Here is a 26507-nt window from a genome sequence, read left to right as displayed (position 1 = left end):
ACCTTACCGTCCCGGAGTAACCCATGTCCCTCACCGAAGCCCGCAAGCAGTACAAGCCGTTCGAATACCCCTGGGCGTTCGAATTCTGGAAGCGTCAGCAGCAGCTTCACTGGCTGCCCGAAGAAGTGCCGCTGGGCGAGGATTGCCGCGATTGGGCGCAGAAGCTGACCGATCACGAGCGCAATCTGCTCACCCAGATCTTCCGCTTCTTCACCCAGGCCGATGTCGAGGTGCAGGATTGCTACCATGAGAAGTACGGCCGCGTGTTCAAGCCGACCGAGATCAAGATGATGCTGACCGCGTTCAGCAACATGGAGACGGTGCATATCGCCGCCTACAGCCATCTGCTCGACACGATCGGCATGCCCGAAAGCGAATATGGCGCTTTCCTCGAATATGCCGAGATGAAGGACAAGCATGATTACATGCAGAACTTCGGCGTCGATAATGACGAGGATATCGCGCGCACGCTCGCCATGTTCGGCGGCTTCACCGAGGGCGTGCAGCTGTTCGCCAGCTTCGCGATGCTGATGAACTTCCCGCGCTTCAACAAGATGAAGGGCATGGGGCAGATCGTCACTTGGTCGATCCGCGACGAGACGTTGCACTGCGAGGGCATCATCAAGATGTTCCACACCTTCTGCCAGGAGCGGCAGTGCCTGACCAAGGCGGTGAAGGACGACATCGCCGACGTGTGCCAGACGACGATCCGGCTTGAGGACAATTTCATCGACCTCGCGTTCGAGATGGGCCCAGTGAACGGCATGACGCCCAAGGAGATCAAGAAGTACATCCGCTACATCGCCGATTGGCGGATGGGGCAGCTTGGCCTGAAGCCGATCTACATGATCGACGAACATCCGCTGCCGTGGCTCGCGCCGATGCTCAACGGTGTCGAGCACGCCAATTTCTTCGAGCAGCGCGCGACCGAGTATTCCAAGGCCGCCACGAAGGGCCAGTGGAACGACGTGTGGGATTCGTTCGACATGCGCAAGAAGGCCAAGGCCCGCCCCGCCGCGAACGAGGAACTGGGCGACGGTGGCGACATGTTCTCGCACGCCGGCGTGGCGGCCGAGTAACAGGCCGCTCACTGACCCTTCCTTCGTCATGCCGGCCCTGTGCCGGCATCCACCGTCCCGCGCATTCGACGCTTCGGGGCGTGCCGCACCGTGGATGCCGGGACGAGCCCGGCATGACAGAGTGGATTTCCGCCCGCGCGGGAATGACGTAGGCGCACTCGGCCCGATGTCTCCCACCCCGCACCTTCGATGATCCGCCGGCTCGTCCTAACCGACGTCCGCAGCCACGCGGACCTGGCGCTCACGCCCGAGCCGGGCTTCGTGATCCTCACCGGCCCCAACGGCGCCGGCAAGACCAACGTCCTTGAAGCCGTGTCCCTCCTCGCCCCCGGCCGCGGCCTTCGGCGGGCGGCGCTGAGCGAAATCGCGCGCCGCAATGGCCCCGGCGGCTTCGGTGTCGCCGCGACGCTCGGCGACGCGACCGAGCTTGCCACCGGCACGCTTGCCGCCGCGCCCGAACGCCGCGTGGTGCGGTTCAACGGCGCAGCCGGCGCGGCCAACACGCTGGCGCAATGGCTGTCGGTCCTGTGGCTCACCCCGGCGATGGATCGGCTGTTCGTCGAGCCGGCGAGCGAGCGGCGGCGCTTCCTCGATCGCCTGACGCTCGCGCTGTCGCCCGGCCATGCGCTCGAAACGACGCGCTACGAAGCGGCGATGCGCGCGCGCAACAAGCTGCTCGCCGAGCCAGCGCCCGATCGCGACTGGCTGTCGGCGCTCGAAGCGCAAATGGCGCAGCATGGCGCCGCGATCGCCGCGGCGCGGAGCGAGACGGTCGCCACGCTCTCCGAACGCCTCGCACAGGAAACCGGCGGCGATTTCCCCCGCGCGCACCTCGTGTTGGAGGGCTGGGCCGGTGACGCCGCCGCGCTGCTCCACGCGCTGGCGAGCGGTCGCGGCCGCGACGCCGCCGCCGGCCGAACGCTGACCGGCCCGCACCGCGCCGACCTCGCCGTGCGGCATGTCGACAAGCAAATCCCCGCCGCGCAGGCCTCGACCGGCGAGCAGAAGGCGCTGCTGCTCGGCATCGTGCTCGCGCATGCCGCGCTCGTCGGCGAGCGACGCGGGCAGCCGCCGATCCTGCTGCTCGACGAGGTGGCGGCGCACCTCGATCCGGCACGCCGCGCCGCGCTGTTCGATCGCCTCGCCGGCCACGCGCAAGTGTGGATGACCGGCACCGAGCCGGCGCTGTTCGCCGCGATCGACGATCGCGCGACACGCATCGCGCTCGGCTGAACGCCGGCTGTCATCCGGGATCATGCGCGGTTCAAGCGCCGCGCCGCATCTGTCGCACCGTAGCGGGGGCTACGGAGAACAGTGATGCGTAATTTGATCCTTGCGACGCTCGGCCTCGCCGCCGTCACCACCGCCCTGCCTGCCAGCGCGCAACGCGCCTGGGACTGGAGCGGCGGCCGCCCCGGTAGCGGCGCTTGGCGGCTCGTCGGCCCCGGCGTGCCGGTGCTGCTCCCTGAATTGCGCGCAAGCCTGCGCGGGCGTGCCTTCGTGCTGCGCAACTTCGATTGGAACCGCGATCGCGTGATCGGCCGCCGCGAGGCGAACGCCGCCAACCGCGCCTTCATCCAGACCGCCGGCCCTGCCCGCGCGCGCTTCGATTGGGACCGCCGCGATGTCGGGTTCGCGGTCGCGGTGCCGCTGCCCGATCGCGGCGTCGACGCCGGCCCCGGCCGGTGGGATCGCCGCGCGATGCGCGACTATGGCTTCCGCCAGACGCCGCGCGGCGCGACCATGACGCTGAGCGAGGAAGTGCTGTTCGACACCGACAGCGCAACGCTCCGCCCCGGCGCGATCGATCGGCTCCGTCCGCTCGCCGATTACTTGCGCGACAACCCTGGCGTGCGCGTCGCGATCGACGGCCACACCGATTCGCGCGCCTCGGACGCGTACAACAAGTCGCTGTCGCTGCGTCGCGCCGATGCGGTGCGCGGCGCATTCGACCAGATGGACGTGACCCGCGCGCGCTTCTCGGTCGAGGGGCATGGTGAAAGCCAGCCCGTCGCGAGCAACACGAGCACGGCCGGGATGCAGCGCAATCGCCGCGTCGAGGTGACGTTGCTCGGCCAGCGCGCCGAAAGCTTCGCGCAGGACGGCGGCTGATCGCGGCCCGGCGTCCGCCCCGTCACGCGCGGGGTGGACGCCGCGGCCGACCGCGCTACCATCGCGAGCATGGAGAGCAGCACAGGACGACCCGGGGAGCCGGGCGAGTGGCGTCGCGGGTGGCCGGTGGTCGGCGCGGCGATGGTCGGCATCGGCTTCGGGCCGGGCCTGTTCCAGAACCTGTCGAGCCTGTTCGTCGTCGGGCCGATCGCTGAATTCGGCTGGAGCCGCGGAGACATCGCCACCGCTGCCGGCGTTGGTTTGCTCGGCGGGCTAGCGGTGCCGTTCCTCGGGCGGCTGGTCGATCGCATCGGCGCGCGGCCGATGATCATCGCCGCGATGCTGCTGCTCGCGGCGGTCTATGCCGGGCTCGCCGCGATGAGCGGGCCGCTTTGGGAATATCGCGTGCTCGTGTTCGGGCTGGCGCTGGCGGTGCCCGGCACCAGCGCGATCGTCTATGGCAAGCTGATCGCGCAGCGCTTCGTCGCGCACCGCGGCATGGCGCTCGGCATCGCGACTTCGGGCATTTCAATCACCACGCTCACGCTCGCCCCAGTGCTCGGTGCCGTCATCGCCGCATACGGGTGGCGGATCGGTTTCCTCACCTTGTGCATCGTCGTCGGCGGGCTTGCGCTGCCCGCGGTGTTGCTGCTGCTGCGCGGCGTCTCGGCCGCACCCACGCGGCGCGATCACGATGATCCGCTCGCCACCCAGCCGGTCGATGGCATGACGGGCGCGGAGACGCGGCGCGACGGGCGCTATTGGCGGCTCGGCCTGTGCGGCGCGCTCATCAATGTCGCGAGCATCGGGCTCGTCACCTCGCTCGTGCCGTTCGGGATCGATCGCGGCTTGAGCGCGGCACAGGCGGCACTGCTCGTCACCAGCTTCGCCGCGAGCCAGGTGGTCGGGCGGCTCGTGATGGGCGCTCTGGTCGATCGCTTCCGCCCTCAGACGACCGCGGCCGCCTTCGCTGCGATTTCGACCCTCGCCTTCGTCGCGTTGCAGCTGCCCGAGCCGGGCCTGCCGCTGCTGCTCGCGCTCGTCTTCCTCGCCGGGTTGATGAACGGTGCGGAGCATGATCTGCTGCCGTTCCTCACCGCGCGGCTCTTCGGCATCCGCGCCTATGGCGAGGTCTATGGCCTGCTCATCATGATCACGCTGATCGGTACAGCGATCGGGATCACCGCGTTCGGCCGGCTGCACGATGCGACCGGCAATTACAGCTCCGCGCTGGCGCTCGCCGCCGCCGCGCTCGGCATGACCGCGCTGCTGTTCCTCAGCTTGCGCGAACGCCCCCTCCCGCATGTTCAGGCCGCCGCCGCACCGGCCTGATCGCGCACCCATTTCGCTTCCGTTACACCGCACTCATGCCTATATGCTTGGCATGGCAGAACAGCAGAATTCCAACGATTACGGCGCCTCCTCGATCAAGGTGCTCAAGGGCCTGGACGCGGTGCGCAAGCGGCCCGGCATGTACATCGGCGATACCGACGACGGCTCGGGCCTCCACCACATGGTGTTCGAGGTTTCGGACAATGCGATCGACGAGGCGCTCGCCGGCCATTGCGACCGGATCGACATCACGCTGAACCCTGACGGCTCGGTTAGCGTCACCGACAACGGCCGCGGCATTCCGACCGGGATCCACCCCGAGGAAGGCGTGTCGGCAGCCGAAGTCATCATGACTCAGCTCCACGCCGGCGGCAAATTTGAGAATACGTCGGACGACAACGCCTACAAGGTCTCCGGCGGCCTCCACGGCGTCGGCGTCTCGGTCGTCAACGCGCTGTCCGAGTTCCTCGATCTCACCATCTGGCGCGACGGCGAGGAGCATTACATGCGCTTCGCATTCGGCGATGCCGTCGCCCCGCTGAAGGTCGTCGGCAAGGCCGCCGAGGGGCAGAAAGGCACGCGCGTCACCTTCCTCCCCTCGCCCGCCACGTTCAAGATCGTCGAGTTCGATTTCGACAAGCTCGAGCACCGCTTCCGCGAACTCGCCTTCCTCAACTCCGGCGTCCGGCTGTTCCTTACCGACGCACGGCATGAAGAGCCGCGGACGGTCGAGCTTTATTACGAAGGCGGGATCGCCGCGTTCGTGCGCTGGCTCGATCGCACCAAGGCGCCGCTGTTCCCGGAGCCGATCGCAATCCACGGCCAGCGCGACGATATCGGCATCGATGTCGCGCTGCAGTGGAACGACAGTTATTACGAGAACGTCCTGTGTTTCACGAACAACATCCCGCAGCGTGATGGCGGCACCCACCTCGCAGCCTTCCGCTCGGCGCTGACCCGCACGCTCAACAATTACGCCGAGAAATCAGGCGTGCTGAAGCGCGAGAAGATCGCGCTCACCGGCGACGACATGCGCGAGGGCCTCACCGCGATCGTTTCGGTCAAGCTGCCCGATCCGAAATTCTCGTCGCAGACCAAGGACAAGCTCGTCAGCAGCGAGGTGCGCCAGCCGCTCGAAAGCCTGCTCGCCGACAAGATGGCCGATTGGCTCGAGGAAAATCCGCAGAACGCGCGCCAGATCATCCAGAAGGTGATCGACGCCGCCTCGGCGCGCGAGGCCGCGCGCAAGGCGCGCGACGCCAGCCGCAAGACGGTGATGGGCGTCACCGGCCTGCCCGGCAAGCTGCACGACTGCCGCGAGCGCGATCCCGCCAAGTCCGAACTGTTCATCGTGGAGGGCGATTCGGCCGGCGGCTCGGCAAAATCGGGCCGCAACAGCGAATTCCAGGCGATCCTGCCGATCCGTGGCAAGATCCTCAACGTCGAGCGCGCGCGCACCGATCGCATGCTCTCGTCGAAGGAGATCATCTCGCTGATCCAGGCGATGGGCACCGGCATCGGCCGCGACGAGTTCAACCTCGACAAATTGCGTTACCACAAGATCGTCATCATGACCGACGCTGACGTCGACGGTGCGCACATCCGCACGCTGCTGCTGACGTTCTTCTATCGCCAGATGCCCGATCTCATCAACGGCGGGCACCTCTACATCGCGCAGCCGCCGCTCTATAAGGCGACGCGCGGCAAGGCGATCGAGTATCTCAAGGATGAGACCGCGCTCGACAATTACCTCGTCCGAAACGGCGCGAACGGCACGACATTGGACGGCATCGGCTCGGGCACGCCGCTGGTGGCGCTGGTCGAACATGCGCGGCGGATGCGCACGCTGATGCGCTATGTGCCGCGGCGCTACGATCCCGTTATCATCGAAACGCTGGCGCTTGGCGGCGCGCTCGACCCGGAAATCGGACGTGACGAGCGCGCGCATCGGCTTGCCGAAGTCACCCGCCGGCTCGACGTGGGCGATCCCGAAGCGCGCTGGACGGCGCGGATGACGGAGGAAGGCGGCTTCCACTTCGAACGCTTCTGGCGCGGCGTCACCGATCACCACATCATAGAGGCGGCGTTCATCGCTTCGGCCGAGGCGCGCAAGCTGCACACGCTCGCCGCCGAACAGGCCGAGCTATATGTCGCCGCGCGCAAGCTCGTGTCGATCAAATCGGCCGACCGTAGCGAGACGACCGCGGCTGAAGATGCTGCGGCGGAGGAGGCCGAGGAGGCCGAAGGCTTCGTGATCGGCAAGGGCGAAACGCTCGTCGCGCGCCCCTCGCAGCTGCTCGACGCGATCCTCGCAGCCGGCCGCAAGGGCCTCGCGATCCAGCGCTACAAGGGCCTCGGCGAGATGAACGCCGACCAGTTATGGGAAACCACGCTCGATCCACACAACCGCTCGATGCTGAAGGTCGCGATCGATCAGGCCGACGTGGCCGACGAGATCTTCACGCGGCTGATGGGCGACACGGTGGAGCCACGCCGCGAGTTCATTCAGGAGAATGCGCTGAACGTTGCGAATTTGGACGTTTGATGAGCGGGCTGAGCTGATTACGATCGACGTTGGTCGATCGCGTATCCGTCGTGCGTCACGTCGCGACGCTGCTTGCTCCAGGTTAAGACTGATCTACCGCAACATGTCGTGTGTCGGTTCGTTATCGCCTTTCTTAGTGTGCAAGGACGATCATGACCGACACCATCGCCGTGAACCCAACCTCTGGTGGCGAGACCCACCAGACCACCGATGCCGATCATCCGGTACTGACGACCAACCACGGCACACCAGTCAGCGATAACCAGAACCAGTTGAAGGCGGGCTCGCGTGGTCCTGTGTTGCTGGAGGACGAGGTCTATCGCGAGAAGATCAATCACTTCGATCACGAGCGCATTCCGGAGCGGATCGTCCACGCGCGTGGATCGGCGGCGCATGGTTATTTCGAGTGCACCGAGAGTCTGGCAGACATCACCTGTGCCGATCTGTTCCAAAAGAAGGGGCAACGCACCGAGGTGTTCACCCGCTTTTCGACCGTCGCTGGCGGCGCTGGATCGGTCGATACGCCGCGTGACGTGCGCGGCTTCGCGGTTAAATTCTACACGCGCGAAGGCAATTGGGATCTGGTTGGCAACAACATTCCGGTGTTCTTCATCCAGGATGCGATCAAGTTCCCCGACCTGATCCACGCCGCCAAGATGGAGGCCGACCGCGGCTATCCGCAGGCCGCGACCGCGCACGACACCTTCTGGGACTTCATCAGCCTGATGCCCGAAGCGACCCACATGATCATGTGGGCCATGTCGGACCGGACGCTGCCGCGCACCTTCGCCAACATGGAGGGGTTCGGTGTCCACACCTTCCGCTTCATCTCGAAGGAGGGGAAGAGCACCTTCGTTAAATTCCATTGGAAGCCGCGCGCTGGGCTCGCGTCGACGATCTGGGACGAGACGGTGAAGATCGCCGGCGCAGATCCCGATTTCCAGCGACGCGATCTGTTCGAGCGGATCGCACGCGGCGACTATCCCGAATGGGATCTCGGCGTGCAGCTGTTCGACGAGGACTTCGCGAACAGCCAGCCATATGATGTGCTGGACGCGACCAAGATCATCCCCGAGGAGGTGCTCCCGGTCCGCATCGTCGGCAAGATGGTGCTCGATCGCTATCCCGACAATTTCTTCGCCGAAACCGAGCAAGCGGCATTCGTGCCGAGCCATGTCGTGCCGGGGATCGGCTTCTCGAACGATCCGCTGCTCCAGGGCCGGCTATTCTCGTACACCGACACGCAATTGTCGCGGCTGGGCAGCGTCAACTTCCATCAGCTGCCGATCAATCAGGCGAAGGGCCGTGCCGAAGCGGCGGGCTGCCCGTTCCTGAACCAGCAGCGTGACGGCCACATGCAGATGGCGGTACCTAAGGGACGCGCCAACTACGAGCCCAACAGCCTCGCCAAGGCAGGCGAGCCGGCCGGCGCGCGCGAAGATCCGGAGAACGGTTACAAGACCTTCCCGTCCGAGGAGCAGGGACAGAAGTTGCGCGTGCGGCCCGAAAGCTTCGCCGACCATTACAGCCAGGCGCGGCTGTTCTTCCGTTCGGTAGACCCGGCCGAGGCCGCGCATCTCGCGTCGGCGCTGGTGTTCGAACTATCCAAGGTGTCGATCCCGCACATCCGCGAAGCGGTGGTGGCGAACCTGCGCAACGTCGACGAGGGATTGGCGACCCGCGTCGCCGATGGTCTCGCGATGGACCTGCCCGCCGCCTCGCCGACGGCTGCGCCCGTGCTCGACATGGACGTCTCGCCGGCGCTGCGCATCATCCGCGGGCCGCTGGAAAAGGAAACGCTCGAAGGCCGGACGGTCGGGATCCTGATCGCGGATGGCACGGACGCGAGTGCCCTGGCGACGCTGACCACGGCAATTGCGGCCGCGAAGGGAACCGCGAAGCTGGTGGCGCCCAAGGTCGGCAAGGTGCCGCTATCCGACGGCTCGGCGGTGGCAGCCGACGCGCAGCTATTCGGTCAGCCCTCGGTCACGCTCGATGCGGTGGCGCTGGTGCTATCAGCCGAGGCGTGCGCCAAGCTGGTCAAGGAAGCTGCGGCGGTCCAGTGGGTCATGGACGCATTCGGCCATCTCAAGGCGATCGGCGCCAACGCTGACGCCCAGCCGCTTCTCGACAAGGCGGGCGTCGAGGTGGACGAGGGCATTACGAACCTGGACGGCTTCGTCGATGCTGCCAAGAAGCGTTACTGGGATCGTGAACCAAAGGTACGCACGCTGGCATGAGGTCGGTTGCGGCTGGTTGCTCGGTTCATGCAGCCAGCCGCGTCTTCGCCTGATCAGTCGATTATCAGGGTGCTTGTGAAAACCGCCGATCCACGGCTTTTGGTGTCCTACAGCGATACTGGCGTGGCATTACGGCGAAATGCGTCATGCCATGCCTGCCAAAGTCCGCTGCCATCGTCAGCCGGTGAATGTTGAGGGTTGTTGGAAAAAACCGAGCCACAGCCTCAACTTCCTCAACATTCGATTGCAATCCCTGCAATCGTCTCGCGCCCGCCGAGCCGCGAAGACCTCACCTAACAACCCGCAAGCACAACAAAAAAACACCCCGGCGCCTGCCGGGGTGGTCCAACCGTTTGCCTTATTGAACGGATCAGCGCGGCGGTGGGCCGCCAGGCGTGCCGGGCCCACCCGGAGCACCGGGACCGCCTGGGCCGCCGGGCATGCCGCCGCCCATCATCTGCTGTTGCTGCTGCATCTGACGGATCACCGCCTCGGGCAGGAAGTCGAGCAGCTCGACGTCGAACACCAGCGTCGAATTGCCGGGGATCGGTCCCTTCGTCTCGGCGCCATAGCCAAGCTCGGGCTTGATCCAGAAGCGGTACTTCGAACCCTTCGGCATAAGCTTCAGGCCTTCGGAAAAGCCCTTCACGACGCCCGTGACGGGGAATGGCGTCGGCTGCTGCGACTTGTCGAAGGTGGTGCCGTCGAGCAGCTTGCCCTCGTAATTGACCAGCGCGACATCGGTGTCGGTCGGCTTCGCGCCGGCGCCGGGCGTCAGCACCTGATATTGCAGCCCCGATGCGGTCGAGACGACGCCCTTGGCGCGCGCATTGCGGGCCATGAAGTCGTCACCCTGAACGGCGAGCGCAGCAGCGGCGACCACGGCGGCGATGATGCCCACGATAAGCCAGAGCACATAGCTGCGCTTGACCGCGGCGATTGGAACGGCGGTTACGGTCGACATGGCGATCCCCGATCAATTCCGGCGCGATGGTCCGCGCCTGTGTGCAGCAACGATAGTGAAAGGTTCGAACGAAAGCGACGGCTTACCGTGCTGCGTCACGCTCCAGGCGCTTGCGATCGAGCTTGCGCGAACGACGGATCGCGGCAGCATGCTCGCGCGCGCGCTTTTCCGACGGCTTCTCGAAATGCCGGCGCAGCTTCATTTCGCGGTACACGCCTTCACGCTGCAGCTTCTTCTTCAGCACGCGCAGCGCCTGATCGACATTGTTTTCGCGAACCATGATCTGCATAAACCGACACTTCTCCGGATTGAAAAACGGCAATTACGGCCGCGGACGAGGCCCGCGCCGTGAACCGCGCGCCCCTAACACCCGGTCCACGCCCGCGCAACCGGTCGGTTCGGCGATGCGGGTTGGGGTTTTCAGCGAAGGAGCGTACCGCACGAGCCATATTCTTGCGGTGTTCGCATTTGTTGCAGCATTGAAACCTGCTGGATACGCATCGCCATCATTGCAGGGCCATGATTGCAAACGCCGACACTTTGGACATCGAAACCCGCCTGCTGATCGTCGACGACGATCCCGGTATCCGCGAGCTGACCGCGGGCTTTCTCGCCACGCATGGCTATCTCGTCGACACCGCTGCCGATGGTGCGGAAATGCGGCGCGCGCTGGCGATGGAGAGTTACGAGCTGATCGTGCTCGACGTGATGATGCCGGGTGAGGACGGACTGACGATCCTGCGCTCGCTCGATCGTGCGACGAGCCCGGCGGTGATCATCCTGTCGGTGATCGGCGAGGAGATCGACCGGATCGTCGGGCTCGAACTGGGCGCCGACGACTATATCGCGAAGCCCGCCAACCCGCGCGAATTGCTGGCGCGGATCCGTTCGGTGCTGCGCCGAAAGGCGACGACCGCGGCGAACAGCACGGGGCCGGGCAAGCGCGAATATCTGCGGTTCGCCGGCTGGCGGCTCGATGCGGTGGGGCGGCAGCTGCTTGATCCCGAGCATGTCGAGATCAACCTGTCGGACGGCGAGTTCCGACTGCTGATCGCCTTCATCGAACATCCCCGCCGCGTGCTGACCCGCGATCAGCTGCTCGATCTGTCGCGCGGGCTGAACGCCGAACAGTTCGACCGCGCGATCGACGTGCAGGTCAGCCGCCTGCGCCGCAAGCTGTCCCGCGAGGGCGCCGGGCCCGAGTTGATCCGCACGGTGCGCAACGAAGGCTATATGTTCGTCGCCGATGTCGAGCGGCGCTGACGTGACGCGCCGCGGCGGCCGTCCGATCGCCGTCGCCATCCTGGCGCTGGTGATCAGCGCAGTCCTGACGTCAACCGTGGTGCTGTTCGTCGTCACCTACAACGGCCCGCCGCCGATGCCGATGCCGACGCGGCTGGACGTGATTGCAAGCGAACTGTCCGGCCGCGAAGTCCGCTCCACTTCGGCTGACGATATGCCGCCCTTCCCGCGCAGGTTCCGCAAAGTCTTCGCGGACGAACGCCGCCATCTGATCGTCACCAGCAGCCGCACCCCGCCCCGCGCCCGGCTGATCGAGGGCCGCCTGCCCGCGATCGAGGCGCAGCTCGCCGAATTGCTGCAAACGACGCCTGACCGCGTGATCGCACTGACCGATCGTCAGCTGCCGTTCCTGCGGCGGGAAATCACTGGCGAATTCACCGTCGCGTGGCGGGCCGACGACGGCTGGCGCGTGGTGCGCCCCGGTCCGCGCCCGTGGTTGACCGGCTGGCACAAGGCAACGTTGCTGGCGATGCTGCTCGCAGTGCTCGCGCTCGCGCTGCCCGCATGGTTCATGGCGCGCGCCATCACCCGACCGCTCCGAAAGCTCGCCGTCGCTGCGGAGGCCGCCCGCGCTGGCGCGGTCCGCCCCCCCTTCCCACGCAACGGGCCAAGCGAAGTCCGCGCGCTGACCGAGGCAGTGGCGACGATGCACGATCGGCTGGCGAACCATGCCGAAGCGCGCACCAGGATGCTCGCCTCGATCGCGCACGATCTCGGCACGCCACTGGCGCGCCTGTCGTTCTGGATCGAGCAACTGCCCGATGAAGCCCGCGAGCGCGCAACCCGCGACATCGACGAAATGCGCGCGATGATTAGCGACACGCTTGCCTTTGCGCGCGACGAATCCGGGGAACGCGATTCGACGCTCGTGGAGCTGTCCAGCCTGCTTGATTCGCTGGTCGAGGATATGCAGGTCGGCGGCCACGCAGTCACGATCGAGAGCGGCCCTCGGCTCGTGGTGCGCGGCGACCCGCGCAGCCTGCGTCGCGCGATCGCGAACCTGATCGGCAATGCCGTGCGCTATGGCGATCAGGCCACGGTGCGCTGGCGCGCCGAGGGCGAGCGCGCGATCGTGTCGGTCGAGGACGAGGGGCCAGGGATCGACCTGATGCAGGTCGAGCGCCTGTTCGATCCATTCGTCCGCGGCGAGGCCTCCCGCAATCGGTCGACTGGCGGGACCGGGCTGGGGCTAGCGATCGTCCGCTCGATCGCTGCACGCCACGGCGGCAGCGCGTCGCTCACGAACCGCGCCGGCGGCGGTGGGCTGGCGACGCTGACCTTGCCGATCGCGCGCTGAAGGATCGCGCAACCGGCACCACCGAAACGCCCACGCCGCCGGCCCCTTTGCGGCGCGGCCGGTTGGCCGCTAGATGCGCCGCCATGACGCAGCTCACGCTCTACGACAGCCTGTCGCGCTCGATGCGCGCCTTCTCCCAGCTCGATCCCATCGCGGGCGTGCGCGTCTATTCGTGCGGCCCGACGGTCTACAATTACGCGCATGTCGGCAATCTGCGCGCATACGTCTTCACCGACACGTTATCGCGCGTGCTGACGTGGAAGGGGCATGATCTCACCCACGTCATCAATATCACCGACGTCGGGCATCTGACGTCGGATGCTGACGCCGGCGACGACAAGATGGAGGCAGCAGCGAAGCGCTCGGGGCAGGATATCTGGGCAATTGCGCGCCACTATACTGAGGCCTTCAAGCAGAACCTCGTAGACCTCAACATCCGCGCGCCGACGCACCTCCCGCTGGCGACCGATCATATCGCCGAGATGCTAGACTTCGCGCGCGCGATCGAAGCGAAGCATTGCTACCGTTTGGAGAGCGGCCTCTACTTCGATGTGAGCACGGTCCCGGAGTACGGACGGCTCGCGCGGTCGGCCGACGATGTCGGCGAGGGTCGGATCGATCCGGTCGAGGGCAAGCGTCACGCGCAGGATTTCGCGATCTGGCGCACGTCGCCGCCGGGGGAAAACCGGCAGATGGAATGGGATTCGCCATGGGGCCGCGGCGCGCCGGGATGGCATCTCGAATGCTCGGTGATGAGCCGGAAGTATCTCGGCGACGGGTTCGATATCCACACCGGCGGAATCGACCACCGCGAGATCCACCATCCCAACGAGATCGCGCAGAACCAGGCGCATTGCGGCTGCGGCGACAGCGGCGCGAACTTCTGGATGCACAACAACTTCCTCGTCGACCGCACGGGGAAGATGAGCAAATCTTCGGGTGACTTCCTGACGCTGCAGGCGCTGGTTGATCGTGGTTTCCATCCGTTGTCGTACCGGATGCTGTGCCTCCAGGCGCACTATCGCAGCGAGCTGGAGTTCTCGTGGGAGAACCTCGGCGCGGCGCAGGTGCGGCTGAAGCGGCTGGTACAGGCGGTTGAAGCGCTACGTTCGCGCCGCGACGAGCCGGCGAAGGGATCGGCCGAAGCCTATCGCAGGCAACTCGAGGCGGCGGTTTCGGACGATCTGAACACGCCCAAGGCGCTTCCGTTGCTGGACGCGTTGGTCGGAGACAAATCGATGTCAGCGGGCGATCGGCTGGCGGCGCTGGAGGATTTCACGGTTATACTCGGATTGCCACTCGATCAGTTGACGCGGGCAGACCTGCGTGTGCGGCCGGTTACGGCGACGATCGACGTCGCGGCGATCGAAGCGCGGTTGGCGGAGCGGCGGGCAGCGCGGGAAGCGAAGGACTTCGGCACTTCGGATGCGATCCGCGACGAGCTTGTGAAAGCGGGTGTCGAGGTGATGGACGGCGATCCGCTTGGCTGGGACTGGCGAATGACAGGCTGACGCCGCGACCGACCTTTACTTCCCCATCGGCTGATCGCGCGCGGACAGGATTGGTGGGACGTACACGCCCGCCCCCGCCGGGATCGCTGCCACCGCCGCGCGGATCGCCGCTATACGCTTCTCTGTCGCCGGATGCGTGCGGCTGCGAAACAGCCCACCGTCGATGTCCGAGCCACGTTCCTGCCAGAACCGCGCCGCTGACTCTGGATCGTAGCCCGCATTATGCAGCAACGTGACGCCGAGCACATCGGCCTCGGTCTCGGCTAGTTGGCCGATGCGCGCGTTGCGACCGATTTCTCCGAGAAGGCCGCCCTTCACCCCGGCCGCCTCCAGCCGCGCGCGATGGCGCAGGATCAGGTGCGCAAGCTCGTGTGCGACGATCACCGCGGTCTCGTCATCGCGATACCGCTCGAAGAAACGGACGCCGATCTGGATGATCCGACCGTCCGATTGCGCCGTCATCTCCGGTCCAAGCATGACTTCGTAGCGCGCTCGGCAGCCGCGCGGCGCGGAGATCGTGACATCCTGCCGGCGGCCGTCGCGCACGATTGTCAGCGGTAAGTGCTCCCCCTGCGTCGCCAGCAGTTCGAGCGCTTGGTCCCGATCGGTGCTAGAAGGCGCGGTCGCCTCCTCAGTGAGTGGATGGCCCCCAATCGCAGCTACGCCGTCGTCCGTTTGGATCCCCGCACGCGCAGCCGCGGAACCGGCGACCACAGCCTCCACGCCGATCGGCACCGCAAAACCAAACGTCGCGCGGGCAGCCTCGGCAGTCTGCGAATCATACTGGTTCACCGCGTGCAGGACGAGGCCCGTCGCCGGCGCCTGTTCGCGGCACAAGGGGGCATTGGCGGTGGCGAGCCGATGAACAATTGTCGCCAGCCGCAGGTCGATTGCACGCAACGCATTCAGATCGTTGACGTTAAGGCCGGCTGGCGGGGCAGCGAGCAGGAGGGCGGCGAGGAGGACAAGCTTCACATCAACCCCGATAGGCGAGCCTTGCGACACGCGCTATCACGCATCGTCATGAAGGCTGTCCTCCCCGCGCTCGCCCGTCCGATCCTCGAACCGCAGCTGCCCACGGACCTCGAGGTCGCATGGTGGAGCAAAGCGGCCGAGGCGAAGCAGATGATCGTGGACGCAGACATTGCTTGGATCGACATGCAGCCCGCGCGGCTGATGGACGAGGCACTTCGTGGCGCGGGGCCGAACCTCAAGTGGGTCTCGACGATCTACGCTGGGTTGGACGCATTCCCGCTCGACGTGCTCCGTGCAAAGGGCACGATCCTGACCAATGGCGCGGGAATCAACGCGCTGGCAGTCGCCGAATATGCCGTGCTAGGCGTCCTTGCCGCAGCCAAGCGCTTTGACGAAGTGATCCGCGCGCACGATCGCGCCGAATGGCCGGCGGACGCGCCGGGCAAGATCGAGCTATTCGAGACCAAGGCGCTGATCGTCGGCCTAGGTGCAATCGGCAGGCTCATCGGCGAGCGGCTTGAGGCCTTTGGCGTCACCGTTACCGGCGTGACGCGATCAGGCAGCGACGGAACGCTGACCCCGGATGTCTGGCGTGACCAGATCGGCACCTTCGACTGGGTGATCCTCGCCGCGCCGTCGACGGGCGAGACGAAGGCCATGATCGGCGCGAATGAATTGGCGGCGATGAAGAGCAGCGCCTGGCTGATCAATATCGCGCGCGGCGACATGATCGACGACGACGCGCTAATTGCGGCGCTCCACAGCGGCAAAATCGGCGGCGCGTTCCTCGATCCGACCAACCCGGAGCCGCTGCCGGCCGACCATCCGCTTTGGAAGGCGCCGAATTGCATGATCACCATGCACCTATCCGGCCGCAGCCAGACCAAGATGTTCCAGCGCGCCGCAGCGCTTTTCCTGCGCAATATGGCAGCATTCCGTGCTGGCGAGCCGATGGAAAACGTCGCCGATCTTGATCGCGGTTACTGACGCGGAGCGGGTTAGCCGATCAGCCCATCATCGTTGGCCGCAAGCACGCGGCCCATCGCGTCGAACAGATTGTCCATCGCGACGGGCTTGAAGATCACTTCATTCGCCCCGGCAGCGATGCATCTCTCTCGCAGGTCAATCGCGGTGTCCGCCGTCACGACAATGATCGGTACGCGGCCCTTGTAGTCATTCCGCGCACGAATGTGGCCGATCGCGGTGATCCCATCCATCCCGGGCATGCGCAAATCAACCAGCAGGATGTCGTAGTCGTTCGCGTCGATCAGCCGCAGCCCTTCCTCGGCGCTTTCGGCTTCGACCATGTCGGCACCAGCGACTTCAAGCATATCGCGAACCACGCGGCGGTTCATCCGGTCATCTTCGATGAACAACACGTTCATGGCCGCGGGCCGAAGAGGCAGATCAAACGCTTCATCTCCTTCGGCGCTATCGTCTCAAGCCGCTTGTGGCACAAGGGCGAGGTCACTCGGTTCATCGCTGAACAATTGTCGAACCAGTTCATCCTTCCCGATGGGCTTGATGATGAATCGCGTTATCCCTGCATTCGAGAAAGCCGCTCGCTCAGCGAGCTCAAGTGGCGGACCCAGCAACGCGACCGCCGCGCGGGGAGCGGCTGCTGCGATGATCGCGGCTGCTACCACCGGATCATCCGCTACGCGTAAGGTCGTATCATCGATCAGCACCGTTCCCGGTTGTTCCTGGGCCAGCCATTCGATGGCATCCGCGGCAGTACTGGCAAAAGCTACCGTGCCGCCAGCCGGCGTGAGCAAGGCCTTGAACATCGCCCGCGTGATGGGATTGCGATCGACCACCAACACGCCCTCACCCCCTATCAACTCGCTCCCCGGCGCCTCGACGGCCACGTAGGGTAGGTCGAGCGTAAAGGTAGCGCCCTCGCCCGGGGCGCTGGCTACCGTGACATCGCCACCCATCGCGCGCGACAGGTTGCGGCAGATCGACAGGCCAAGGCCCGTCCCGCCAAACTGCCGTGTCGTTCCCGCATCCGCCTGGCGGAATGGCTCAAAAATGAGCTCGTGCTTCTCCGCGGCAATGCCGATGCCGCTGTCTGCGACGATCATCCGCCAGCGATCACCATAGATCGCCGTCGTAATGGCAACATGACCGCCCGGCGTGAACTTCACTGCGTTCGATAGCAGGTTGAAGGCGATCTGTCGCAGCCTGGTCGTGTCGCTGAGCGCCCAGCCCGGCCCGTGCTCCAGGTCGGTTGCGAAGCGCAGCCCCTTGGCGTGAGCCTGATCAGACCACATCCGCGCAGCCTCCGCGATCGTGCGGTGCACGTCAGCCGGCACCTCCTCGATCGTCATCTTGCCGGTTTCCATCTTCGCCACGTCGAGAATGTCATCGACCAAAGCCCGCATCGTCACGCCGGCGCCATGCACGACCGATAGACGGTCGCGCGTTCCGGCATCTGTCTTCGGATCTGCGAGCATCACCTGGGTCATGCCGAGTATGCCGTTCAGCGGCGTGCGGATTTCATGGCTGGTGGTGGCGAGGAATTCGGTTTTAGCGGCCAAGGCCTTGCCAAGCGCCGTGTTCGACTTGGCCAGCGCATTGCGGCTGCGACGGATGGTAAACAGCCCGATGCCGAGCAGCGCGATGATGACGAGCGTTGCCAATGCCACGCCCAAGAACATTTGCCGTTGAGTGCTCGCGCGCGCGCGTTCGAAGGAAATGCTTTTCTGAAGGTCCGCCGCTCTGAGTTGCGCTATGCGGAGTTCCTGGTTCGCGAAGTCAAATTGTGCGGCGGCAATGGCGGAGCTGTTCGACCGCGCCGTAGCAGTCGCCTGGTCGTCAAGCCGCTTCAGGGCAGCGAGGTGCGGGAGCGCGAGATCGGTTCGTCCGAGCTTCCGGTAGATGCGATACGCGACATCATGCGCTGGCCGCTCGGGCGGCAACGTCGCGGCGAGGTCGGCGCCGCGGAAACGTTCTTCTATCAACCGTTGTGCCTTGGAGATGTCACCGCGATCGAACGCGGCGGCAGCTGCCAGTGCGACGAACGTCGGTCGATAGGCGGCCGCATCATGTGCGGCGGTGCGTGTCATGCCCTCTGCGATTGCACGATCAGCACCAGCGACGTTTTTCGCCGCGAGCCTCACGTCGGCGACGTTGGTGAGGATCTGAGCGTAGAGCACTGGGCTCTTCATTTCACGAGCGATCTCCAGTGCCTTGTCGAGTTCAACTTCGGCTTCGCCGAAGCGGCTCAACTCTCTCAGCGCCAAGCCGCGGCCATTATGGATTGCGACAGACAGGCCCGGATCCGCGCGGTAGGCGTCCATCGCCTCGCCGAAATAGCGGAGCGCGCCAACGTGATCATTGCCGCTGCCATAAACGACGGCGATCATGATCAGTGCCTTCGCGCGGCTGCGCGTGTCGCCCGACTCACGAAACATGCCATGCGCGCGTCGAAGATCGGACAACGCGCCACCAACGTCGCCAGTCGCGTACAGAACTCCGCCTTCGGACAGAAGTATGTCAGCGTTTAGCTGGCTGCCCGGTGCGGCACGCTCGACGATCTGGCGCGCCTTGGCCAAATACTGAGCCGCACGCGCGTTCTGCACCACGCGGCTGTATCCTTCGCCGAGAAGCCAGAGCGCCGTCGCCTCCATACGGGGCGATCGTTGTTCCTTGGCATAGGATAACGCCCGCTCGGCGCGTCCGATTGCTGCATTCGGATCGGCGAGCATGCCCGCCTTCACTTCAGCCGCCATGGCCTCGAAGCGCGGATCGGTAACTGCAGGCACGCGAGCTGCAGCGAGGAGAAGAAGTGCTCCGAACAAAGCCGCTATGCGTACACGGCAGCCGCTGCGGTTCATCCGCGTTTCCACGCGGCGGCAAGACGCGTGAACGACGCTCGCGTGTCCTGCGGCGCCTGATGATGATGGTCCTCCACAAGAAAGGTCATCAACGCATCGAGTGCGATCGGGCGGCTGATGAGGAACCCCTGGACCATGTCGCACCCCATCACGGTCAACAGCGCAAGCGCTGCGTGCGTCTCAACTCCTTCTGCCACCACCTCCATCTCAAGCGCGTGCGCGAGATCGATCGTGGATCGAACGATTAGCGGATCACGGTTGGAGCTCGTGAGCTGCGTGACGAAAAGCTTGTCGATCTTCAGCTCACGCGCCGGAAGCTGCTTCAGATAGGCGAGGCTTGAGAGACCGGCGCCATAATCGTCGATCGCGATGGTGATTCCGATGTCGGCGAAACGCTGCAAATTCGCGATCGCCGACTGCGGATCGCGGATCACCGATGTCTCGGTCACCTCAAAGCCTAATTTGGCGTCAGCCTCGGCGACGAGGCGGCAGGCGGCATCGACGAAGGCCTCATCGGCGAGCAACTGACCGGAGATGTTAATGAAGATGCGCAGATCGTGGCCGGACGCTTGCAGCCTGCGCTGATCAACGATCGCGCGGCGAATGGTCCAGAGCGTCAGTAGATCGATTACGCCGCCATCCTCGGCCGCAGTGATAAAATCACCGGGTAAGACCAGACCGCGCACCGGGTGGCGCCAACGCACCAACGCCTCGGCGCTACCGATCTCTTGGCGACGAACGTGGACCTTGGGCTGGTAGAGCAGCAGGAGCTGATCTTCGTTGATCGCAACGCGCAGCTCTTGCGCCAACCGCCGCACCTCGCGCGCGCCCGGCCCGGCGAGATCGTGACGAACGGGAGAGTCGATCGTACGGGCTTCCGCCAACGCCGCTTCGGCCTCCTCGATCAGACGTATATCATCGGTCTGAGGTACGCGCCCGGCAGCAGCGCCAAAGACAATGTCGAGCCGATGCTCCTCTCCGTCCAGGTCGAATGGCCTCGCACAGGCATCGCGCAACAGGTCGAGCGTACAGTCGAGATCAGATGCTGCATCGCCCTCGAATGCGATTTCGACGCTACTCCGTCCCGCCGCGAACGCGCGCAGATCGGGTAACTCGGCGCGCACCCGTGCCAAAACGTCTTCAACGAGCAAATCGGCGCGAGCGCAGCCGACATGGCGGCGTATCGGAGCGAAATTGCCGATCTCTGCGAGCACCACGAACCGCCAAGTCGGACGCGGCACCACCATAGCGGCTAAAGCAGCAATGCCCCGCCGGCCCGGGGGCGGGGCATGCATGATGGAAGAGCCCGGATCAGACATCGGGCCGGGGATAGGTCGCGAGGCCTGAAGATACCTTTAACCCAGCAACTCGGTGGCTGGAATCGTGGTTAATATTTGTTAGGCCTGTTGTGAAATGGTGAAGATTTCGTTAAGGCTAAATTCGCGCTAAGTTTATGCGCCAAACTAGGGAGTTCGCCATGCTCGCTTTCATCATCGCCCTGATCTGGGGCACGGACGTCAAGCCCTGGTAAAGGGTCGGCGATCAACTGAGGCGCTCACCTTCTGCGGCTAGGCAGAACATGGTGTCGCTTATGTATTGATCGCATTTAAGTATCAGTCGTGTGCTGAGATAATTAGCTAAGCACCGGAAAAGCAAAAAAAGACCCTCGATTCTCCATAAAGGGATCGAGGGTCTTTCATGTTAATTGCGTATTTTGAAGATCACTGACTGACCAAATAAAGCTTCGTCCGGTCAACGCAGACTTTCGGCTACAGCTTCATTAATAATGCGGCCCGCGCGGATGTTTAGACCGGCCATCAGGCCTTCATCCTCATCACATGCCGCTATGCCTTTAGCTGCCAGTGCGAGGCCGTAAGGCAAGGTCGCATTATTGAGCGCATGACTCGATGTTAGCGGCACCGCACCCGGCATGTTTGCGACGCAATAGTGGATCACGCCATCGACCTCGTACGTCGGATCGGCATGGGTGGTCGCATGGCTCGTTTCGAAGCAGCCGCCCTGATCGATTGCCACATCGACCAGCACCGCACGACGTTTCATGTGACCCAGCATCGCGCGCGTCACGAGCTTGGGGGCCGACGCGCCGGGAATCAGCACCGCGCCTATAACGGCATCGGCCTCACCGATCTCCTGCTCGATCGCCTCGAGCGTCGACACGCGCGTGCGCACTCGACCCTGGAACAGCTCGTCAAGCTGACGCAGGCGCGGGATCGAGCGATCGACAATCGTGACCTCCGCCCCCAGCCCGACCGCCATGCGCGCGGCATGTGTGCCGACCACGCCGCCACCGAGCACCACGATCCTCGCCGGCGCCACGCCGGGGACGCCACCCATCAGCACGCCACGGCCGCCATTATACGCTTTCAACGCCGAGCCCGCAGCCTCGATCGACAAACGCCCAGCGACTTCGCTCATTGGCGCCAGCAGCGGGAGGCCACCTGCACGATCGGTTACCGTCTCATAGGCGATCGCCGTCACGCCAGAGGCCATCAGGCCTTTTGCCTGTTCCGGGTCGGGTGCGAGATGAAGATACGTGAAGAGGATCTGATCCTCGCGCAGTTGAACCCACTCGCTCGGCTGCGGCTCCTTTACCTTCACGATCATCTGAGCGCGATCGAACACGTCGGCGGCAGTCGGCAGGATCGTGGCACCGGCGGCTACATAGGTATCGTCGTCTGCGGCGATCCCAGACCCGGCACCGGTCTCGACCAGCACTTCATGACCGTGGGCGACGTATTCCCGGACCGCACCCGGCGTCAGCCCAACGCGATACTCGTGGTTCTTGATTTCCTTGGGTAAACCGACGCGCATTCATGCCTCCTGGTATCAGGTGAAACCACATAGGCGCGGACGCCGTATGCCGCCAGCATTCAAACGACAAAAGGCCGCGCCGGAAGTTCCGGCACGGCCCATGTACAACGCAAAATAAGGCGGTTAGATATCGTCGCCGAGAGCGCCCTTGATCTTGCCGGCAACCTGCTGCCCCTTGCCCTTCAACTCCTGGCCAGCGCCTTCAGCTTCAAGCCGATCGTCTGCCGCAGTCCGGGTCGCAGGATCCTTGTCAGCAACAGCCTGCTTGGCCTTGCCGATTGCTTCGTTGACGTTGCCTTTGATCTTGTCGACGAGTTCGCCCATGATGATGACCTCCTGATCTGTGTTACGAAACAACGTCATACCGCAACAGTTTGTTCCATCAGGCGCGCGGATGTGCATGGCGGTAGACGTCGAGCAAGTGCGCAGCGTCGACCGCGGTGTAGATCTGAGTAGAGCTAAGGCTTGCATGTCCAAGTAGCTCCTGCAGCGCGCGCAGATCAGCGCCGCGCCCTAGCAGATGCGTGGCAAAAGAGTGTCGCAGCGCATGGGGCGTGGTGCGCTCCGACAGGCCGAGTTGCACCCGCGCTGTTCGCACTGCCGCTCGGATCACGCCGGGCGACAGCGTGCCGCCGCGGAGGCCGCGGAACAGCGGCGCGGTGCGCTCGACCGGCCAGGGGGACGCGCGACAATATTCCTCGATAGCGGCGCGCACTGGCGCCAGCAGCGGGACGATCCGCGTCTTGTCGCGCTTGCCGGTAACAGTGATCGTCTCGCCCAGTGGCAGCGCCGCGCCCGTCAGCGCCAGCGCCTCGCCGATCCGCAGCCCAGCGCCATAGAGCAGCAGCAGCAACGCCCAGTCGCGCTTGCCTACCCATTCGACGCGCGCACCGTCGCCAACTTCCTGCGCGAGAGCGACGGCCTCATGCGGCGCGATCGGGCGCGGCACCCCCTTGCGAACGCGCGGCCCCTTCAGCCGAGGTGCAGCCCCTTCCCCACCCGCCCAGTCGAGAAAGTCCCGCGCGGCGGATAATTCGCGCGCCGCTGAGGCATTCGACAGCCCCTCGCCGCGTCGCTGTGCCAGGAATGCGCGCAAGTCCGTCGCCGAGACGCCGGCGAGCGTGGCGCGGTCGGCTGGGCCGCCCCAATGATGAGTGAGGAAACCGATCAAGCGCACCGCAGTTGCCCGGTAGGCACGGACGGTGTGGATCGAGCGGCGGCGGTCGCGCGTCAAGTGCGCGGCATAAAGGTTTGGCAGGTCTTCCACTGCCCGTGCGCATACCACCCGCTTTCTTCCGAGTCGCCTACACGCCATATGCAGGCCAATGTCTCGTGCCCGTGTTCTCGTGCTCAACGCTGCGCTTGGTCCGCTCGATTATCGGGTCCCGCAAGGCATGCACGTCGAGCCGGGATCGATTGTCGTTGCGCCGTTGGGTCCACGGCAGTTGCTCGGCGTGGTCTGGGAGCCCGAGCGGATGGGCTCGGATGCCGAGGTCGGTGACAACCGGCTGCGCAATCTCGTTGCCGTCGCCGATGCGCCGCCGTTGCGGCCGGCGCTGCGACGGCTGGTCGAGTGGACTGCGGACTATTACCTCGCGCCGCCGGCGTCGGTGGTGCGGATGGCGCTATCCTCGACCTCGGCGCTGGAGGGCTCGCGGATCGCGGTCGAATATCGTGTCACCGGTCAAGTGCCGCCACGCCTGACGCCGCAGCGCGAGCAGGCGCTGGAGCGGATCGGCGACCGCCAGGGGCTGATCCGCGAGCTGGCGACGATCGCCGACGTGTCGGACGGCGTGATCCGCGGGCTGGTGAAGGCCGGTGCGATCGAGAGCGTCGAGGTCGATATCGACAGCCCGTACCCGGTGCCCGACCCCGATCATGCGCCGCCGACGCTGTCGGCAGAACAGACTGAAGCCGCCGATGCGCTGGTTGCCGATGTGGCAGCGCATGCCTTCCATCCGACCCTGCTCGACGGGGTGACCGGATCGGGCAAGACCGAGGTGTATTTCGAGGCAGTCGCGGAGGCGTTGCGGCGAGGCCGGCAAGTGCTCGTGCTGCTGCCTGAAATCGCACTCACCGAGCCGTTCCTGAAGCGCTTCCACGATCGCTTCGGGTGTGAGCCGGTGGCGTGGCACTCCGGTTTGCGCTCGACCCAGCGCCGCCGTGCTTGGCGGGCAATCGCCAGCGGCGAGGCACGGGTCACCGTCGGCGCGCGGTCGGCGCTGTTCCTGCCCTATGCCAATCTCGGGCTGATCGTGGTCGACGAAGCGCATGAGACCAGCTTCAAGCAGGAGGATGGCGTCCATTATCATGCCCGCGACGTGGCGGTGATGCGGGGGAAGTTCGAAGGCTGCCCGGTGATCCTCGCCTCCGCGACGCCGGCGATCGAGACGCGGCAGCAAGTGACGCTTGGCAATTATGCCGAGGTGAAGCTGCCGGGCCGGTTCGGCGCGGCGGAGATGCCGGCGATTGAAGCGCTCGACCTGCTCGAACATAAGCCCGATCGCGGCCGCTGGCTGGCGCCGCCGCTGGTGAAGGCGCTGGAGGAGACACTCGAGCGCGGCGAGCAATCACTGCTGTTCCTCAACCGTCGTGGCTACGCTCCCCTCACCTTGTGCCGGCACTGCGGGCATCGCTTCCAGTGCCCGAATTGCACTGCGTGGATGGTCGAGCATCGGCTGACGCGGCGGTTGGCGTGTCACCATTGCGGCCATGTCGAACCGATCCCGCGCGCTTGCCCGGAGTGCGGCGAGGAAGACAGCCTCGTCGCGTGCGGTCCCGGGGTCGAGCGGATCGCGGACGAGGTGACCGCGCTGTTCCCCGAGGCACGCGTCGCGGTCGTCACCTCGGACACGATCTGGTCGCCGGCGAAGGCGGCGGAGTTCGTCGGGCGGATGGAGGCGGGCGACATCGATATCGTCGTTGGCACGCAACTCGTGACGAAGGGCTATCACTTCCCGAACCTGACGCTGGTCGGCGTGGTCGATGCGGATCTTGGCCTCGAAGGCGGTGACTTGCGCGCGGCGGAGCGGACGTTCCAGCAGATCCGCCAGGTATCGGGTCGCGCCGGGCGCGGCGAGAAACCGGGGCGGGTCTTCATCCAGACGCACTCGCCCAAATCACAAGTGATGCAGGCGCTGGTGTCGGGTGATTCCGATGCTTTCTATGCGGCGGAGATCGAATCGCGACAGGAAGCCGGCGCGCCGCCGTTCGGGCGCTATGCGGCGATCATCGTGTCGAGCGAGGACCAACCGGTAGCGCACGACATCGCCAAGCTCATCGGTCGCAGCGCCCCCGAGGTGGAGGGGATGCACGTCTATGGCCCTGCCCCGGCGCCGCTCGCGATGCTGCGCGGTCGCCACCGCTATCGCTTGCTGGTCCACGCCCGCCGCGCGCTCGACGTGCAGGATGTGATCCGTGGGTGGCTTGGGGCGCTCGACTGGCCAAGCAAGGTCCGCGTGGCGGTGGACGTGGATCCGTATAGTTTCCTATGAGGATGGTTGCGACTGCCGGGACGCGGAGCCGGCGACCGCGATCATGCCGCTCGCCACACCGATGCCGACAAAGATATCGATAAAATAGTGCGCGCCGACCAGCGGTGTCGTTGCGACCATCGCCACGTTGAGCGCCATGAAGGCAGGTCCGATCAGACGGAGGTGTCGGAAGCTCCAGAACAATAGGGTAGCTCCCGCAGCATGGAAGCTGGGAACGGAGATCAGGCCTGTCATGTTTTGCGGCGACAGCGTCGTCAGCGCGCCAGAACGGATGTCGTTCAGCAACCGCACCGGCAGCCAACCCGTGTCGACACCAAGTGCCGGAATGTTGGAGTGCGAGATCCCGTACAGGACATATGGCGACGCGGCCGTGACGAAAGGGAAAACGATTAGGCACGTTGCCAGGGTCAGGAACCAACCATGGACAAAACGCCAGCATTCACGCTCGAACCCGAACCCCGCGAGCAATGTCACTAGTAGAAAAGGCTGCCACAACAGCGTCTGATAAATGGACGACATCAACCTCACAAGATGATCGTTCGTGTGCAGGACTTCGAACATCTGCCGCCATGTAAACACTGGCCAAATCACGGCATCGAGGCGAGCGAGTTCTGCGTCGCGGTAAGGTAACGCGATCGTCGCAAAAAGCACGCTGAGGCAAGCCGTTGCCATGGATGCCGCCATGAGGAGAACGGCAGCTTCGATCGCGGACGCGAGGCGACCGAACCCACGCTTGCGCAGTGTCAACGCGAGCGCGGCCAGGCCTGCCAGAACAAGAACCATCACCTGCAGGTCGGCCCCAGCAACGCTAAACCCCAGCGCCGGCACCAGCGCCGCAATCAGCGAAACCATGACGAACAGCAGCGTGTAACTCGGTCGCGCCTCAATCGCGCCAAACGAACTACTATCGACCGGCTTGTCGACGCTCGACAACGATGGGGTCAGCGGCGCGGTTGCCATCCGTGCCCCTATGCCGCTCGTTCGT

General features: G+C 65.1%; 21 protein-coding genes. 11 read left to right on the top strand and 10 right to left on the bottom strand.

The window, feature by feature from the left end; all coding sequences use genetic code 11:
- The first annotated feature begins 23 nt into the window (after window positions 1-23).
- The 6 genes from LLW23_RS15270 to LLW23_RS15245 all read left to right on the top strand — a co-directional run bounded on the left by LLW23_RS15270 (window position 24) and on the right by LLW23_RS15245 (window position 9308).
- Complete coding sequence (locus tag LLW23_RS15270; RefSeq protein ID WP_228946351.1) at window positions 24-1079, top strand: ribonucleotide-diphosphate reductase subunit beta; 1056 nt, start codon at window positions 24-26, stop codon at window positions 1077-1079.
- 189 nt (window positions 1080-1268) lie between these two features.
- Window positions 1269-2312 carry a DNA replication/repair protein RecF gene (gene recF, locus LLW23_RS15265; protein ID WP_228946350.1) on the top strand — a complete coding sequence of 348 codons (1044 nt, stop codon included), beginning with the start codon at window positions 1269-1271 and terminating at the stop codon, window positions 2310-2312.
- Between the two features lie 84 nt (window positions 2313-2396).
- The gene (locus LLW23_RS15260; protein ID WP_228946349.1) at window positions 2397-3191 is read left to right on the top strand and encodes an OmpA family protein; all 795 of its coding nucleotides are present in this window, start codon (window positions 2397-2399) and stop codon (window positions 3189-3191) included.
- Between the two features lie 69 nt (window positions 3192-3260).
- Window positions 3261-4523, top strand: a complete 1263-nt coding sequence (locus LLW23_RS15255) for an MFS transporter (protein WP_228946348.1) — start codon at window positions 3261-3263, stop codon at window positions 4521-4523.
- A 52-nt stretch (window positions 4524-4575) separates the two neighbouring features.
- Entirely contained in the window at window positions 4576-7068 is a 2493-nt protein-coding gene (gyrB, locus tag LLW23_RS15250) for a DNA topoisomerase (ATP-hydrolyzing) subunit B (RefSeq protein ID WP_228946347.1), read from the top strand.
- A gap of 152 nt (window positions 7069-7220) precedes the next feature.
- Window positions 7221-9308: a catalase gene (locus LLW23_RS15245; protein WP_228946346.1), complete on the top strand. Its 2088-nt coding sequence runs from the start codon at window positions 7221-7223 to the stop codon at window positions 9306-9308.
- 370 nt (window positions 9309-9678) lie between these two features.
- Here LLW23_RS15245 and LLW23_RS15240 read toward each other — a convergent pair whose 3' ends face one another.
- Both LLW23_RS15240 and rpsU read right to left on the bottom strand, forming a co-directional pair.
- Window positions 9679-10272 (bottom strand): FKBP-type peptidyl-prolyl cis-trans isomerase, encoded by a 594-nt coding sequence (locus tag LLW23_RS15240; protein WP_228946345.1) that lies wholly within the window; start codon window positions 10270-10272, stop codon window positions 9679-9681.
- 82 nt (window positions 10273-10354) lie between these two features.
- Window positions 10355-10561, bottom strand: a complete 207-nt coding sequence (rpsU, locus tag LLW23_RS15235; protein WP_228946344.1) for a 30S ribosomal protein S21 — start codon at window positions 10559-10561, stop codon at window positions 10355-10357.
- Window positions 10562-10791: 230 nt separating this feature from the next.
- Here rpsU and LLW23_RS15230 point away from each other — a divergent pair, with 230 nt between their 5' ends.
- The 3 genes from LLW23_RS15230 (at window position 10792) to cysS (ending at window position 14382) form a co-directional block, all read left to right on the top strand.
- Window positions 10792-11535, top strand: coding sequence for a response regulator (locus LLW23_RS15230; RefSeq protein WP_228946343.1), 744 nt, complete (start codon window positions 10792-10794; stop codon window positions 11533-11535).
- A complete protein-coding gene (locus tag LLW23_RS15225) occupies window positions 11519-12871 on the top strand; it encodes a sensor histidine kinase (protein WP_228946342.1) in 1353 nt (450 codons plus the stop codon). The genes LLW23_RS15230 and LLW23_RS15225 overlap by 17 nt, the downstream gene beginning before the upstream one ends.
- 83 nt (window positions 12872-12954) lie before the next feature.
- The gene (cysS, locus tag LLW23_RS15220) at window positions 12955-14382 is read left to right on the top strand and encodes a cysteine--tRNA ligase (protein WP_228946341.1); all 1428 of its coding nucleotides are present in this window, start codon (window positions 12955-12957) and stop codon (window positions 14380-14382) included.
- Between the two features lie 15 nt (window positions 14383-14397).
- Here the strand turns inward: cysS and LLW23_RS15215 are convergent, their stop codons facing one another.
- Window positions 14398-15357 carry a M48 family metallopeptidase gene (locus LLW23_RS15215; protein WP_228946340.1) on the bottom strand — a complete coding sequence of 320 codons (960 nt, stop codon included), beginning with the start codon at window positions 15355-15357 and terminating at the stop codon, window positions 14398-14400.
- A 48-nt stretch (window positions 15358-15405) separates the two neighbouring features.
- Here LLW23_RS15215 and LLW23_RS15210 point away from each other — a divergent pair, with 48 nt between their 5' ends.
- Window positions 15406-16344, top strand: coding sequence for a D-2-hydroxyacid dehydrogenase (locus LLW23_RS15210; RefSeq protein ID WP_228946339.1), 939 nt, complete (start codon window positions 15406-15408; stop codon window positions 16342-16344).
- Between the two features lie 11 nt (window positions 16345-16355).
- Here the strand turns inward: LLW23_RS15210 and LLW23_RS15205 are convergent, their stop codons facing one another.
- The 6 genes from LLW23_RS15205 to LLW23_RS15180 form a co-directional block, all read right to left on the bottom strand.
- Window positions 16356-16742, bottom strand: coding sequence for a response regulator (locus tag LLW23_RS15205; RefSeq protein WP_228946338.1), 387 nt, complete (start codon window positions 16740-16742; stop codon window positions 16356-16358).
- A gap of 54 nt (window positions 16743-16796) precedes the next feature.
- On the bottom strand, window positions 16797-19196 hold the full coding sequence (locus LLW23_RS15200; protein ID WP_228946337.1) for an ATP-binding protein: 2400 nt from the start codon (window positions 19194-19196) through the stop codon (window positions 16797-16799).
- Complete coding sequence (locus tag LLW23_RS15195) at window positions 19193-20515, bottom strand: EAL domain-containing protein (RefSeq protein WP_228946336.1); 1323 nt, start codon at window positions 20513-20515, stop codon at window positions 19193-19195. The genes LLW23_RS15200 and LLW23_RS15195 overlap by 4 nt, the downstream gene beginning before the upstream one ends.
- Window positions 20516-20948: 433 nt before the next feature.
- On the bottom strand, window positions 20949-22028 hold the full coding sequence (gene ald / locus LLW23_RS15190) for an alanine dehydrogenase (protein WP_228946335.1): 1080 nt from the start codon (window positions 22026-22028) through the stop codon (window positions 20949-20951).
- Between the two features lie 123 nt (window positions 22029-22151).
- Window positions 22152-22352, bottom strand: coding sequence for a CsbD family protein (locus tag LLW23_RS15185; protein WP_228946334.1), 201 nt, complete (start codon window positions 22350-22352; stop codon window positions 22152-22154).
- A 58-nt stretch (window positions 22353-22410) separates the two neighbouring features.
- Window positions 22411-23343 (bottom strand): tyrosine-type recombinase/integrase, encoded by a 933-nt coding sequence (locus LLW23_RS15180; protein WP_228946333.1) that lies wholly within the window; start codon window positions 23341-23343, stop codon window positions 22411-22413.
- Window positions 23344-23353: 10 nt separating this feature from the next.
- Here LLW23_RS15180 and LLW23_RS15175 point away from each other — a divergent pair, with 10 nt between their 5' ends.
- The gene (locus tag LLW23_RS15175) at window positions 23354-25522 is read left to right on the top strand and encodes a primosomal protein N' (RefSeq protein WP_228946332.1); all 2169 of its coding nucleotides are present in this window, start codon (window positions 23354-23356) and stop codon (window positions 25520-25522) included.
- On the opposite strand, the gene LLW23_RS15170 is transcribed toward LLW23_RS15175, so the two are convergent.
- Window positions 25517-26482: a phosphatase PAP2 family protein gene (locus LLW23_RS15170; protein WP_228946331.1), complete on the bottom strand. Its 966-nt coding sequence runs from the start codon at window positions 26480-26482 to the stop codon at window positions 25517-25519. The two genes, LLW23_RS15175 and LLW23_RS15170, sit on opposite strands and share 6 nt — an antisense overlap.
- Window positions 26483-26507: the final 25 nt, after the last annotated feature.

Origin of the sequence: Sphingomonas radiodurans, from assembly GCF_020866845.1 — a bacterium.
Classification (GTDB): domain Bacteria; phylum Pseudomonadota; class Alphaproteobacteria; order Sphingomonadales; family Sphingomonadaceae; genus Sphingomonas; species Sphingomonas radiodurans.
This window is presented reverse-complemented; position numbering and strand designations above follow the sequence as displayed.